Origin of the sequence: Anabaena sp. UHCC 0253, assembly GCF_009712085.1 — a bacterium.
Lineage (GTDB): Bacteria > Cyanobacteriota > Cyanobacteriia > Cyanobacteriales > Nostocaceae > Dolichospermum.
Genome location: NZ_VILD01000015.1, coordinates 41337 through 57552 on the forward strand (window position 1 = coordinate 41337; position 16216 = coordinate 57552).

General features: G+C 38.6%; 7 protein-coding genes. All 7 read right to left on the reverse strand.

Going from position 1 to position 16216, the window contains the following annotated elements; all coding sequences use genetic code 11:
• The coding region (gene pglZ, locus FJR38_RS26230; protein ID WP_217360066.1) for a BREX-3 system phosphatase PglZ at positions 1-1564 on the reverse strand (1564 nt) is incomplete at its 3' end.
• Positions 1565-1567: 3 nt separating this feature from the next.
• Complete coding sequence (locus FJR38_RS26235; protein WP_168540446.1) at positions 1568-4354, reverse strand: DEAD/DEAH box helicase; 2787 nt, start codon at positions 4352-4354, stop codon at positions 1568-1570.
• 20 nt (positions 4355-4374) lie between these two features.
• Positions 4375-4902: a hypothetical protein gene (locus FJR38_RS26240; RefSeq protein ID WP_168540448.1), complete on the reverse strand. Its 528-nt coding sequence runs from the start codon at positions 4900-4902 to the stop codon at positions 4375-4377.
• A gap of 3 nt (positions 4903-4905) precedes the next feature.
• Positions 4906-5952 (reverse strand): AAA family ATPase, encoded by a 1047-nt coding sequence (locus tag FJR38_RS26245; RefSeq protein ID WP_168540450.1) that lies wholly within the window; start codon positions 5950-5952, stop codon positions 4906-4908.
• A complete protein-coding gene (locus FJR38_RS26250; protein ID WP_168540452.1) occupies positions 5945-8773 on the reverse strand; it encodes a DNA methyltransferase in 2829 nt (942 codons plus the stop codon). The genes FJR38_RS26245 and FJR38_RS26250 overlap by 8 nt, the downstream gene beginning before the upstream one ends.
• A gap of 9 nt (positions 8774-8782) precedes the next feature.
• Entirely contained in the window at positions 8783-12499 is a 3717-nt protein-coding gene (locus FJR38_RS26255; RefSeq protein WP_168540454.1) for a DUF6079 family protein, read from the reverse strand.
• Between the two features lie 22 nt (positions 12500-12521).
• The coding region (gene brxF, locus FJR38_RS26260) for a BREX-3 system P-loop-containing protein BrxF (protein ID WP_168540456.1) at positions 12522-16216 on the reverse strand (3695 nt) is incomplete at its 5' end.

A 16216-nucleotide genomic window follows, 5' to 3' on the forward strand; every position in this document is an offset into this window, starting at 1 on the left:
CATAAGCCACCTCAAGGTTAAGAAAACCTTGGTCAAGCCAGAATTGATTCCAGAGATTAGCTTCCTTGGCAGTTGTGTCTAAACTATTAGGAAAAGCAAAGGGAGCTTTACCAGCAAAAATGGCCTGTCGTGAAACTGAGGTGATGGTTGGTATCCAGGCAAATACAGCTTCAGTAGAAAACTGCCACTGAGGCCGTTGTGTAAGTAACACTTTTTGTAGAATTAACCATTGATCAAAAGCTAACCCATCTACAACTACCAAGGCTACTTTGTTGGTTTTTGCGGCTTCACAATATCGTGCCAAGAATCGAGGAATTTGGTGTACCATCACAGGAGTTGTACCTAACTGATTGTACAGACTGCCGTAGTGTAAATTAACCCAGGGAAAAAAATTATCATCTACCTTGGTTTGCAGCATGGGAAAATCACCTGCTGTTACTGAGGATTGCTCTCGATTTGACTTTTGTTGTTGCTGCCACAACACCATCAGTTCTGCCCAAGTCTGGGCAAATTTTAGCCATTCCTGGTACTTTGCATCTTGTTTAGGGACAGAGGAATTAACAGCAGACAGTAATTTTTGATAGCGTTGCCTTTGTTCAATAGTAGGATCTAAAGATAAACCTGCTTTGACCCAAGGATGTAATTGTAGTTTGGCGGTTGTTACTCCTAAGTTATGAGCATTAATTGGTTGCAAATATCCTTCTATAAATAGATTATCAATGTAAACACGAATATCTTCGTGGTCAAAGGGTAAGTTAATTGAGGCTGAATTACCATAAGTGGCAGATGATTCAGCAACTCGTTGTGAATTTGCAAATAGATGCTGAATAAAGTCTAACCAGTGCTTTTGAAGAAAGGCGAAAAAAGCTTGGCGGTTAGAAATAATAGTTGCTAAAGGCCAGCGAGAAAAAAATAGGCGATCGCCTTTGGTACTGCTCTCCTTCTCGGAGCGTTTTGTTGGTGTACCATCCCGTGAAGAAGAGAAGATATTATTTAATTGCTGAATCAAATAATTGTCTAGAATCCTGGGTAGACTTTGACCGCGATAATGTCGCCGCAGTAACATTAACAATAAATCGACTGTTTGATTAATTTGTTCTGGCGCAATCTTGAAGACGTAACGCAGAATAAAATCCTTAGTAGCGTTATCACCCAGATTTTGGGGATTGTGATCTGTTTGCGCTTGGTATAAATCATCAAAATAGCTACGGTCTAAAGCATTTACTATACTGTAACTGAGGTGGGGAAATAATTGATTTAAACTGAAATTAACTTGTCTACTATTCTGCAACAAGTCATAGGGAAGGGAATTTAGCTGTTGAGCTTCTCCTGGAAAAATTATGACTAATTCGATGCTTTGACCCTGTTCCAAGCGGTGACGGTATTGGGATTCGTAGACGTAGCGGAAGGCGATCGCATCTTCAAACAACAGTACCGCAAAACCCCTAGCTTGGATTTCTTGTAACACCTCAGCTTCTGTCACCAAATTATCGGGGTCTGCAACCAGGGTTAAAGCGGCAACTTGTGGGGTAAATTCTTGGAAGATTTGTTCACGCCAATTCATAAATTAATTACCTATACGAATTAGCAGCAGTGGTACTAATTCTGGTGTTACTACTGTTTTTATTTGTATCATTTCCTGCCATTTTTGTTCTTCTTGGGCTAATTGTGCCAAGCGATAATCTCTTACTTGTGGCAGTCCTAAACGTTCAATTGCTCGCTTCCGTGTTGCTAGAGTATAAGTAAATTTTTCCTGTTCTTGGTCAAGATTTTGCTGATGCTTCTGCACTAATTCCTCATAAATGGGTTGACCTTGAACTACAGCAGCTTCCCAAACTTTTGTAAATGCCTGAGTTGCTCTTTCTCCCTGTAAATATTCGATAATTTCTATCTCTCCTGTCAATAACTGTTCCCAAATGTATCGGGCTGTTGGTAAAAACACTCGGCCGTTATCATGGAGAAACAGTGACATGATGCGCTGTTGTTGGTAATCTGGATTATAAATTTCAATGCGCCACAATGACCAAAAACCCTGGATATCGGCTGATAATTCTGGTAAATTTAACTGGGGAATTGGTTGACCTTGAACAAAGTAGGTTTTAGCTGTTACCAGTTCCCGTAGTCGGGTATCTTCTAAAGTTAAATGTTGGGCATTGGGCATAGTGGCAGCGTCTTTAGCTGTAAAGACTGCATGATGCAATTGTTCACCATTGGGAAAAGTTAAATTCCAAGTTGTACCCTGTTTTTCAGCTAGGCCGCCGTGAGATTGTAAATAATTAATTGTCATCCTTTCTACCCAATAAGGGATAGGATGGTCTAACAGTTGTTGAGCATCTGTAGGGTCTAACTTTTCTGTTGTTTGGTATATAGCCGCGCTTTCTCGCAAAGTTAAAAGTTGTTGCTGCACTCTACTTATAACAGCTTCTACTTTGGCAGTTATGTTTTCTGGTTCGATCAGAGTTTCAATATACAAATCATCAAATATTTCCCCAGCTTGGGCGGAGTCTAAAACATCGCTGGTTTTGTCTATGCCAAATTCATTTAAGATCACAGCAAGTTTTTCTTCCAATACCTCCCGAACTCTATACTCGACTGTATCTTCAAAGACAAAGTTTAACGCTCGTACAGGATGAATTTGACCAATCCGGTCTACCCTGCCAATACGTTGTTCTAAACGCATGGGGTTCCAAGGAATATCATAATTAATGATGACATGGCAAAATTGCAGGTTTAAACCTTCACCACCAGCATCAGTAGAAATTAGGACACGGATATCTTCAGCAAAGGCAGTTTGAACTTGTTTTCGTTCCTCCATGCTCATAGTACCGTTGAGACAAACTACAGAAATACCGCGTTGGGTCAAAAATTCCTGGAGCATTTTCTGAGTTGGCACAAACTCAGTAAAAATCAATACTTTAATTTCTGAATTTCCTTCCTCTTGCTGAAGGCGATAAATCCAATCTAGCAAGGCTTCTGCTTTGGGGTCTGCGCCTGTTGCCTCCGTGCGTTTAGCAGCTTCTAGTAGTAATTCTACTTCGGCTTTTTCATTTTTTAAGGCTTTGAGGCGAGTTGTTAACAGTGCTTCTACTTGTTCTTGTCCATCTAGGTCTACCCATTCTTCCACGGAAAACATCGGGAAAAGGGTAAGCTGTTCTTCTGGTTCGCGGAGTGCATTTAAGCGTCTTTCTAAGGTGGTGCGAATAGCGCGGGTTGAGGAAGTGACAAGGCGCTGCATTAAAATCATTAAAAAGCCAATATAGGTTTTTTTCTGCTGTAGTGCTTGGTTATAGCCTTCGCGCACGTAGTCGGTAACTGCTTCGTATAGCTGGCGGTGTTGGCGGTGTTTGGCTGACCAGGAAACCGGGATAAGTTGGGTTTTTCTGGGTTTAAATAAAGGTTCTCCCTGGGCGTTGATAGCGCGGCGTTTTTCGGTGCGAATAACATAAGGTTGTACTCGTTCCCTGGTAACGCTGGGAATATTGGGGAAAGCAACGGGGTCTAATAAGGAGATAAGGCGATAAAATGCGTCGGTTTTTCCTTGGTGGGGTGTGGCGGAAAGCAGCAGTAAATAAGGTGTGGCTTCTGCTAGTCCTTGTCCAAGTTTGTAACGAGCTACTTGGTCGGTACTACCGCCTAAACGGTGGGCTTCATCTATAATTACTAAGTCCCAACCTGCGGTGATTAAATCTTCAAAGCGATCGCGATTATATTCAGCTAGTTGTTCTTTTGTCCAGCCCCGGCGTTTATCCATTGGTTTTACTGAGTCCATTGGACAAACGACTTGGTTAAATAATGTCCATGTATTTTGGTTGGTTTGGTTTTGATATAACCGTTGCAGGGTTTTTAAGTCTTCGGTTAAAACGAGTTGAAAGTCTTCGTTAAAATGCAGTTTCATTTCGCTTACCCACTGACTAACTAAACCTTTGGGGGCGACAATAAGTACACGCTGTACCATTCCCCGTAGTTTCAGTTCTCGCATTATCAGCCCCGCTTCAATGGTTTTTCCCAGTCCCACTTCATCTGCTAACAGGTAGCGGATACTATTGCTGTGTACGGCTTTGGTTAAGGCTTGAATTTGGTGGGGAAGGGGAATAACTGATGATTCAATTGGTGCTAACAGTGTATCTTGAGATAAAGCTTCAGCAATGCGGGCTGATGTGGCAATATAGGCGATCGCACAGGGTAAAATTAAATTAGCGGTTAAAGGTTTTAATTTATTGGTGGGGATAGTAAGGACTGTGTTTTGCTGAGGTAGCCAAACACGGTAAAAGGTATTTTTCCACAGATTGATATTTTCGATAACTTTGCATATTTGATGGTGTTCTTCACTCCATAACCAAGTACCTGTATTCATATTCTTTCAAGAAATAAAAATTATATAATTTCAATTGGTAATCCATTTTGAATAGCAGTTTCATGATCTGCTAAGGTTACACCGGATATATCAAAAAGTGATAGTCTACCTAGAAGTTTTGTTCTTAAACGAGTTTTTAAAGGACTTAATTGAAGTTTGATATTTGCATCTGTTACTTTGATAATAAATACTAGTCTTATATTTTTAGGCTGTATAGGAAAACTTTGACAGGAAATTGGTAAATCTCCACAAATTTGTTTACCTCGCAGAGAACCAAACCATACAGATGCTAAAATTAGTAAGCTGTCTGTTGCTTTATTTATTAGTTTATCTAAAAGATGATCTGGTAATCTTTCTAGAGGTGTGAGGTGAGAATAGTCTTTAACCTCTAATAACCATAATGTATTTTTACCAGCATCCCACCAACCGAAATCCATTTCTGATAGATTTTGACCATTTAAATTCTGATAGCTAGGACAATCTTGAAATCTAAAATTTTCTCCTACTGGGAGTGTAATCTGTAAACCGCTTTCTTGAAAAACTGACATATTTTATGATTCCAAATCTAACCTGACATCTTCTTCATACAACCTTATGGAAGCATCTATAATGGGATTATCAGGCATTCCTTCTTTAAGGTCATTAAATTTAATAGTCATATCTTCTGATTTTTCGAGACAGCATAACTGAATACTCTTTTTGTTTCTGCGAGCCAGGATTTCAAACTGTTTAAGTACAAAGTAACTATGGGTAGCCATATAAATTTGTACGCCCACTTCACTAAGAGAGTATAACATATTACATAAAGCTATGATGGCACGAGGATGTAGGTTAGTTTCTGGTTCATCAATAAATAAAATTGTGCCGGGTTTAATTGTTCTATTACGGATTAATGTAGTTAATATACTAATTTTCTTAACACCTTCTGCTACCTGGGACATTTCATATTTTTCACGTCCTTTTTTAAAAATAAACCTTTTTCTTTCAATGGATAATTCCCCTTGAAATAGATTTTGTAAATTATCCAAAATCTCTTCTAAGGGTTGATCTAGTTTTTTTGCAGAAGTAGGTATCCTAAGAGCTTGGATTAAATCTTGATAGGTTTGGTCAAATCCAAATATTTTTAGCTGTTCATTTATTGTTGCAATGGCATCAAAAGCAGTAAGAACCTCTTTTGTAGGTAGATATAAAGCATTTAAATCTAATTTTTTATAGACTTCATCTGTACATTTAGTAATAGTATCTTTTGTATCTTTACCAAAAGAAAAACTATATTCATCCCCATTTGCTATTTCTCCCGTTATCCTTGCTTTTACAAAAAGACGGGTTCCACTTTTTCTGACAAGTTCACCAAGTTTTCTCTTATTAGGTTGATAAACCCAAAATATTTTCTCAGAGAGAATGTCTTTCCAACTTTTATTATCCGATTCTGAACGCTTAGTATATTCTTCAACACTTTTAGCAAGGCAATAAAGCATTTTTAGAATATAGGTTTTACCTGTGTCGTTCTCACCAATAATAATGTTAATGTTTTGATGTTTTTGCCATTCTAATTTTGAGAATATGCCTAAGTCTTCTAAAAGTAGATATTCAAACATTATCGTCACCTACCCTATTTAAAGCTTGGTCATACCACATTAATAATTTAGAATCTTCCTGGAGGATATTATCATGAATCCTGCTGGCTATATCTATAATGGTTTGATAGTTGCGTTCTTGCCAAGCTTTTTTAAATCCTGCGCGGACAGCTTCTAACCTTACAATTTTAAATTTTTTTTCCTTAGAATGCTTATATTCTTCAAATTCCTTTAATAGACTTCTTTCTCTAAGTTTTTCTATATCTACTGTTTTATTTGGATCAGGAATATACCATCTCTTTTTTGCCTCATTTATTAGTATAGTATCTGTTGTTTCTAAACCTGCTTCTGTTAAGGAATTTGGCTCAAGCTTCTGTATTCTTTCACGGTAAATAGAAGATTGTTTTAGCCATGAAACAATTTGTGTAGGTATAACTCCTTCACCTTCATAGCAGATGAAATTCTCTCGTAGGAGGTCATTTAATTCTAAAGACTTTTCATATCTAGACCATCCAGCCTTTTCTTTCATAAAAATTGGGTTTAGGTCTTGAGATTTATATGGTTTTTTAGTCAGTTGCTGCTTCAACCAGAGAATTGCACTTGATTCGTCAGTGATAAAAAGTTCTAACTGAAGAACTTCTTTAACTGTCATACGTTTTTTCTCATATTCAGCCAGTTGTTCAGGCAAAAAGTACATATCATCACGTTTAGAAAACCTTTGCTCAAGTCCAAGATAAAATTCTGAAGCTGACAGCGGTACTGTTTTATCTCTCTGAATATGAAAAGCAACCATGCGGTCAAATAAAAGATAATTTAGTCTTTCGACTATAATTTCGGATTGATTATTTTCAGAGATAAATACTGGAAGTTGTTTCAAATGGTTTTGTACAAATTCCCAAGCACCTTCTTCTGTACCAGCTTCCAACTCGAAATTTTTTTCAAGTTGAGTTGTGGGTTTATAAGCTGAAATTACAAGATCCTGCTTTACTGCTGTGCTGGTTACTTGTCTATAAGAACCTTGTTGTTTATCCAATGTACGCACATCGGCTACAACAAATCCCGCTGAAAGCATTCCTTCTTGAATTGCATTCCAAACAGTATTGCGTGAGTTATGAAAAACTACAGTCATCCATCTACCTGGTTTGAGAACACGATTGTATTCTTCAAAACAGGACTGCATTAATTTTTGGTAATTTAGTAATTCTTTACCCTTAGCTTTGTCAACAATTGCTTCTGGTTTTGCATCGGTATGTACTCGATGCCAAGACTCAACTAAGAAGTTAAGGTCAGAATAATAAATGTTTTCACCAAAAGGAGGGTCTGTGAAAATATAATCTATTGAATTATCGGGAAGACCAAGTTTTGCAGCAGTTCCAGTAGCTACTATAGCTTGACCAGGTGTTGTAGGAAAAGCAGAAAAAGCTTTTGTTAAACGTTGCAATTTACCGTCTAAAATATACCAAGGACTACATTCTGAATGTTGCGAAGCTACATAATACACACCAGTCATATATTGATTAACTTGTGAATATCCTGTAGGACGATATCTATTTAATAATGATGCTGTCCAAATTATTTGTTCCACAAAAAACAACATCATATTGCGTATTCGTTTATTTTTTATTTCAATAGCTTTTGACCATAAAATTCCTAAAGCTTGGTCTGCACGAGGAAGGAATAAGTGATGAACTTTAGTAAAACCTTTTGGTTCTAATCGTGAACCATGATACATTTTTTTAATAGGAAAACTATCAGTTGGAACTCTAACTGGTAGTGATAATTGCTCAATTTTGTTTAGAATTTTTATATCTTCTTCGTTTAGTTCCTTTTCATACTTAGATTTGCCAATACTATAATTAATAAATACAGGTATAAATCTAATTCGTTGATAAAGTTGATTATTTGATGGATCTAGTAAAGTTGTCATTAATCTTTGCAGATTATCTTTTGTGAGTTCAGCACTACAATGAGGACAGGGAAACTTTTCTTTAACGCGCTTTGTTTCTTGCTCTAAAGCTTCTTTTAAAAAGATTATTTCTTCTCCACATTCAGGACAAGCAAAAACTTCACTCCAAATAGTGTAATTAATTTGTCCCTTAGTCTTACCATCTGTATGTAGAGTTTCGTACATCCAGCCGATTTCTTGCTTCAATTCATTTAAAATACGTCTAGCTTCTCGTTCAAAAGCTTCGACATTAAAAGGTAAATTATAGTTAGCTTCAATAAAAGTTGCAGCTACACCCAAATCATTTAGTACAACCCGACGAGAACCCCATTTAGGTGGTGGTAAATCTGCTGCTTTCCTTTCAGTTTCTATTTTGTAGCGAAAATCGGGATCTGGTTTAGCACATACTTGTGCAGCTACACCAGTCATACCAGAACCACCAAAAGCGTCTAAAATAATATCATCAGGTTCAGTATAGTGAAGAATATAGCGAACTATTGCTTTATGAGGAACTTTGGTATGATAGCTGTGTGCTGTAAAAATGCCATCAGTTTTTCCTTCACTTACATCAGCAGTAAATGGTTCTCTTTGATAATTATCTGTCTCAGTATCGTATTGTTTTCCGAATTGTTCAATAAAGTTAGTGAGCCAGGGATTTGGACAGGCAGTATAGTAAGGTGGATCAGAAATTGCCAGGATATCCTCATCTTCACCAATGGGAAATCCTTCAACATTACGAAATTCAGGTTCTTGTAGTTTTTTTCTTAGCAGTTCTAAAAAATAACTACGTCTCGCTTCTTCATTGTCAAATTTTATGCCAAAGCACTCTACTGAAGATTCTGGAGCAGTAGAGTTACTATAATCAAATAGGTTAAGTGTGTAGGGTTGTTCAGTCATTTGTATATCCTACTCCACAATAAACCTCACTTTACTTGAATCTTTTCCTTTTGTGAGTTCATTTATATAATCTTCAAAACGTTTTTTCATTTCTTGCACAGTGCAAGGAGAACCACCCGTTAGCAAAGCTGTTTGCAAATCTGCTGTTTTTACCACCACCTTCTTTAACCCAGACAGCACTTCCTGGACTGCACTAATAAACTCATTTGTCAAGGGTTGCGGTAAAACTTTCGACTGCAAGAACTCATCTATTAACTGCTTCTTCTTCAGCTTAAGTAAACTTAAATTCTCTTGTGTCGTTGGATCTTCCAAATTGGTTAATAACGTCTGTGTCCAGTTTGCTAACAACAAATCAAGCTGGCTTTCCATGTCCGCTAACACAGTGCTGGCTGGTTTATTTATCACCTCACTTGTTGGTTTAAACTGACAGTGGGGACAAATAGGCGTTGTTTGTAAATCCTGTTCCGTCAACTTCACACAACTTTTCAAACTACCTACAGTATTTTGCCAGTCCTTTAACTGACTCGCTGGCATTAAATCTATAGTTGCCAACTTCTGGAGACTTTGCAATTTGCTATCTTTAGTTAATTGCGTTTTTTGTTCTTCCTCATTTATTCCCAGTCGCGCTTCTGTGTGTAACCCTAGATAAGCTTGAATATAAATCTTTTTCACAGTTTCCAGCTTTTGTAAACTTTGTTGCCGGAAACTAGCTACATTGCGTTTTTGGGAATTTAAAATATCTGTAGTAATTTCCTCCCTAACTTGCTGCATTTGCGTCAACCAAGGATGATTAATCGGTAACACCGCTTCTGCTGTACTCAAGTAAGATGTTACACTACCCAAATTAGTAAGTAATTGTTGCAGTGCTTCCACCGTTTGTAGAGTCTGCAAACCTGTTTCGTGTCCCTTTACGTCTGACTCTTGCTCACGGAAGTTTTTCAACTTGCCTGGGGTAGAATAAGCTTGCAAAGATTCCAAAAACTTTTTTGTCCGCTCTAAATTAGCACCATACTCATTTTGGATATCAGGAGTTAATAAATTGCGACCCCAAAAACTTAAACTCGTCAATTGTTGTTTACAAATAACCAGTTTGTTAACCTTTTCTGTCACCGCTTTTTGTAACTCTTGAACTGGTTCATTTTGACCTTGAGTTACTAATTGTGCTAGTCCTGGTGTCAGTCCCAATAATTCAAATAATGCTCGCAGTGCGGGTAAATTCCAATCTTTGGGTTTTTCGATATGCTTGAAATTAATTAAATCTTCTAGACCAGAATTAATTAAACTGTCCAAATTATTGGGATCAAACTTACTCCCTGGAACTGCTAACACCACATCACCGTTATATACTAACGCGGCTATTAACACTACTACCCATTCAGGTTCAAGGCGATATTGATACGGTGTATCAATTGCCATATACTCAATCCCAGATATATCCTGAATAATTTCTGCACGGTTGAGAACTTGACCAGAACCTTTTTGCTGAAGTAAACCCAGAATATAACTACTGTACTTGGACTGACTGACAACTAATTTATCACCATCCAATAATCCCAAAGCATCCAATACAGTGATTGCTTGTTTGGTTTTATTCCCACCTTTCAAACTGCGTAAAGCATCTTGTACATACTGTTTACGGTTGTCTTTTGTCACCAATTGATTAAAGTGAGGATATCCTGGTGCTTGGTCATCAAAATGGACAGCTAAACAACCAGAAGCCACAGCATTTAACATATCCCGCACATTATCACGGTTGTTACCTGCAATTTTACTACCTTTACCCCATTCTCCAAACTGCTTACTTTGACCTTGGTAAGTGACATTAAAAGCAGTATTGATATGTTCTTGTAACCACTTGACCAAATTCTGCAAAAAGGTTTTAGCTTTATCTTCATAGCTTCTTTTTGCTTGTCCAGAGGAAGTAGTAGCTAAGTCCAACGCAGCAGCATATTTAACTAAATTCAGCCGGAAATTATCATCCGGTTTGGTAAGTTTAAAAAATACTTCATCTGCTTTTTTTTCATCTTTGTATTCTGGTGGGTCATGGGGTGGGATGAAATACAAATAGAAATCCTGTGCTGGTTGGGCAGTAGGTCGCTCATTAGGCGCACCAAAAAATAAATATCCTTGACGAGTAACTTTTCTACTTGTCCATTCTAATTCATGAGGCCAAATTTGATATCCCGTTTTGTAGGTTTGGTCATCACATTCTAAAACCCTAATGAGTGCATTAAAATAATATCTATCTAACTGTGTATTATCTAAACTTTCTGCCCGCTTTTCAATTAAAGCATCATAATCATCAGTTTTTTTCAGGTCAATATAATATTGGCGATTTTCGGTATTACTAGAAATAAATTGACCGCTAACAGTTTTGTGAATTTCCCGCAATACAGTTTCAATATAGGCCAGCAAATCATCTGCCGGTTCACCACCTAAATCCGATGATAGCGGATCATAGAGACATAAACTATCGCGTAATTCGTCAGGTGTTGCCCCTAATGGGACGTAAATATCCCCAGTAGTTAAGCGATGTACTGATAAAGCCGCGACTATTTTTAACGCCATCGGTTTATAAGCAGGACGGGTAAAAGCTTGCTGAATCCGCGACTCTAGAACTTGGGAACAATCAATAACAGCGCGAATATCAGGAACTGCCCGAAACGCCGTATTATCTTTTAAGTTTTGCCAGTAACTATCATAGGCAATTAAGCCGGGAGAGTTGCTGGGAACTTCTTGATCTAAAATTTGCCGCATGGCTAAAGACAGAGTTTTAAGTACCTCTCGTCTTTCAGCTACGGTAATTCTTTCAAAAGTATCTATATAATCAGGATGGATGGGGAATAATTGCACAAATTCATCCATTCTCTGACTCATATTGCTGTAAAATTTAGAATATGTTGTCAAATGATGGCTAATTCTGGCTTTTTGCTCCTCAGTCTTCTTGAGCAATCTTTCAGTAACTACATATTTAACATCTTTACGAGCAATTAACATTTGCTCAAAGCGGTCTTTTACCCGTCGGATAGCATCAGCCGCAAAAGCAAACCGGGGACTGTCAAATAAAGTTTCTTGTAAACCAGCAATAAAGCGAAATCTGAGATTTTTACATATTTCCCCTATTTCCCTAAGAAAGATCAGGTCAAGAATTAACTCTTGGTCTTTGCGTGTACGTAAATAATCTAGCATTTCATCTATCACCAACAACAGCCCTTGCTCTGGATACTGCTGCTGGAATTCAGCCATCATGTCTTCAAATACACCCTTGTGATTTGGGATTTTGTCTCGTTCTGGAAACTGAAAGTTAATCCCCCAATCAAATAATGCTAGTTCTAGTTGGGAGCAAATAAACTCCCGTAGATCCATTGTCGTAGAACCAACTTCAGTCCGAATAACTTTAAATTTACCTGCTATACTGCTGACGCTGTGGGCTACTGTGGGATTTTGTAAAGTCGTGCTGAGTTGGGGGTATTCAGCGATCGCACTAATAACTGACATTAAATGCGACTTACCAGTACCGTAATTACCGATAATAAAAATACCTTTATTATCTGCTGGTTGGTCAAATTGCAAATTCGGCAACACTGTATTTATTAACCTTTCTGCCATTTCGTCAGAAATAACATAAGTAGCAACCAGTTGTTCTGCTTCAGCTAACGCACTAGCATTTTGTAACTGAATTACGCTCTCAATAGGTTCAAATTGAATTAACTCTCTATATTTCATTGCACCATCTTCTTTTAAGTTACTAGCTAGGGTTAGCTGCTGGTTGTTCTAAATTAACTACTAATAAATCACCTTCAGCAGAACGGTAAAATTCTGGATGTCCCGGTTCAGCATAAGTTAAAATGCCGTTTTCGACATTACCACACCAGACAGCCACAATAGTCTGTTGACGTGCTAGTTGCTGGAGACATTTTACAGGGTTTAGCTTTAGGGATTTGTCAAACAGAATTTCCAGATGTTCTAAAAAAACCACATCATAATTATTCTTTCCAACAATTTCTGGTAATAAATGTTGTACTTGTAATGGTCTTTGACGTTGTGGTAAATCTAATAAACGCTGACTCAGTTCCAGGTTAACATTGATATAGCCGCTACCAGTTAATTTCGCTACCTGCTGTAACTTAACTTTGGGTAAGCTTTGGCTGGGAATGACAATTAATCTGTGATAAAGTCCTGCTGCTTGAGCAAAGTAACTGCTAATATTCACAGCTAATAATTCTGCCTCAGTTGTATCTTCTATTGGTAATGCGGATGAAGATACAGCAGGTATTTCCACACTTAAAGATAAATTGCCAACTTCCTGGTTTTTCTGTTTCTGCGGTTGGGTATTTACCATATTCCATGAATCGCTAACGGTGTTATCTCCTTCATAGCGGTGTTCACAAATTTCAGCATAAGCACACAAACTACAATTGACAGAAGAAGGTACAGCCGAATAATCACCAGCCAAAATCCTCTCTACTAAAATTTCTGCTGCTTGGGTAGTAGTTTGTAAGTCCTCAGCGTTAAAGGTGTGTAAACAATTATGACGCAAGTAAGCTAGATGGGCTGTTGTTTTTCCTGTAGCTTGTGCATAAGCCCAAAGTTGAAACCGATGATGCTGTGGGTTCATTTCCTGGTCAGTTTTGAAATCCAGTACCCAATCTGACCCCAATAAATCAACAATGCCATTGAGTGTTAGCCGTCCTATACTCAAAGTAATAGGCAACTCCCATTGGGTATTAGCTTGACGAAAAGCTGCGAAATTCTCCACCTGATCAAATCGCTGGGCTAGTTCTAAAGCTTCCGCAACAGCATCTTGCTTTAGACCCACATCAAAACCTGCCAGTTTTTCTATGTCGCGGATTTTATGTTCTAGTGCTAAATGTACCAAAGTTCCTACTCGCCTTGCTGTACCTATCCCTGAACCTATACCTGGATGTCCTTGGATAAAGCGATAGTAAAACTTCTGGGGACATTGAGCGTAATCACTCAGAGCAGTTACAGGCAATTCAAATAAACCTGAACCTACTGTATTTAGTAACAGATGTTGAGGTTCTGCTGGTAAAGGTGGTTCTGTCAGAATAGGAGGTTGAGCTAATTCGGAGTCAAAAATAATCGGTTGTATATTAATTCCCGCAGCTTCTAAACCGGGTTGTAATTTATTTAACGCTCCTCCCTTCTCGTCTGCGGCTGTGAGAATTAGTTGGTCACGAGCGCGGGTTAACGCTACATACAGCACCCGTAAAGCTTCTGATTCTTCCCGTTGTTTGCGCTGATATTCTAGCCAAATATAAAGTACCGGTTTGATTGCCTCACCTTCTTCATCTTCCAGCTTCAAAGCTACACCATCATCAGAGTCAAAATAAATAGTTTCGCTGCTGTTCGGTCGAGAGCGAGTTAAATCAGGAATTACAACTACAGGCCACTCTAACCCTTTTGCTGCATGGATGGTCATTAATGCTACTGCATCATTAGTAGACAATGGCAGACGTGGTATTTCTACCTCAGCACCAGCTAGTTGTTTTAAGCGACGTACTACGGCGAAAACGTCATGATGGCCATGTTCTAGCTGGCGTATTAACTCCATAAACCCACGCCAGTCAGCTTCCCTTCTATTTGCACCTGGTAAGTTGGTAATTACGGCTGTGTAACCCGTCAAGTTGTCTGTTAGTTGGAGTAGACGGGTAGGGGGTTCTAAGTTGCGATAGCGCAACAGTTGACGCAGAACTTGTATAGGTCGGCTAAATTCAGGAATATCCGTTGTTTTGAGTTTTTGCCACCAATCAATTTTGGTTCGGCTTTTTTCCCCGGTGTCCTGTTGCTGATTTTTTGCTGCTATTGCTGCTATTGTTGCTTGTTGTTGAGCAAAGGTAAATAATAAGCGATCGCTCACCGCAAAAAATGGACTACGCAGCACCGCCACCAAAGCTAAATCATCACTCGGATCAGCTAAAAACTGCAATAATGCCCAAGCATCTTTAGCTTCTCTGGTTGCTAATAAGTTACCACCACCCGCTAAAGCTGTAGGTATTCCTACGCTTTCTAAAGCTTCACCATAATTTTCTAATGGTTCCCAAGTCCGGGACAAAATCGCAATATCCCCCGGTAATATCGGTCGCAAGTTGCCAGTTTTTTTATCGTGAATCAGAGTTTGCTGCTCCAGCATATCTTTGAGCAAGTCTGCAATATGTCTAGCTTCTACCCTGAGACGTGGGGATTTATTGATTCCTGACTCTGCTTGTACGGCATAAACTTGGATTGGTGGGTGAGGGTTGGGAGGTACAGTTCTATAACCTGCCAAATCTTGGTGTAATGTACCAAGTACAGGTGCAAATATGCGGTTAATATTTTGTACTAATGGTTGATGTGTGCGAAAGCTAGTATCGAGAGTCACTTCATCACCATCAAGACTACAAATGCGATCGCGCCAAGTTTGAAAGACTTCGACATCAGCACGCCGAAAACCGTAGATTGATTGTTTGGCATCACCAACAATTGTTACCTGGGTGTTTAATGTCAGCAACTCTAATATTTTTGACTGAACAGGATTAGTATCTTGAAATTCATCAACTAAAAAAGCTTTCCATCTTTGGGCATAATAGTTTTGCACCTGCTCATCTTCCAAAGCCAACAGAGCATGAACTTCTATATCTGCAAAGTCTAAAAAACGGGTGCGGCGTTTTGCTTCGTTGATATAGTCTTGGACTAAACTAAAAGCTTCTCGCAGTGCTGGTAACATTGCTGCCAATTGTTCATCAGCAACACCAATTTCTAAAGTGATTAAACCTGCTTTTAAGCTATTTTGGACTATTTCCCGAAGTTGTTTAATTGCTTCCTTGACTATTTCTAAAGTTCCTTCTGCCCAATTCTTCTTACTACCAACATTGATCTTTAGTCCAGATATAACTAACAAAGCCTCTTTAATGTTGTCTCCTGACTCTATTTCGTCTATTGCCTGAATAGCAGGTTGACGAGCTTCTACTTCCAAGCGATCGCTTGCTGTCCCCACATAACTTTGTAAAGTATCCCGTGCCTCCTCCCAAACTGGATTTGCTAATAACTCGTTCCCAGCTTTTTCTTGTAAATCTTGTGCCAATTGTTGCCAGTGTTCTGTCCCCTGGTTTAAAGCTTCTTTAGCAGTGATGGGGTCTTTAAGCAACGCAGGCAAGGCTTTGGACATTAAAGAAAAAGGAACTTGCTCATAGAGATTTGCTGGTAGTGTATCTAAAGCCTCATTAAACCACTGAGTAGACCAAAGTACCCCTTCCAGTTCATCTAGAACCGCAAAATCAGGTGGTACATCAGCAGTTAAAGGATGCTCCCGACAAATCCGCACTGCTAAAGCGTGGATAGTGCTAATTTGGGCTGCTTCCAGTTCTGCTAGTAAGTCATAACGATCCGGTAATTGTTGATTAACTGACAAACGAATGCGCGATCGCAATTCTGCTGCTGCCT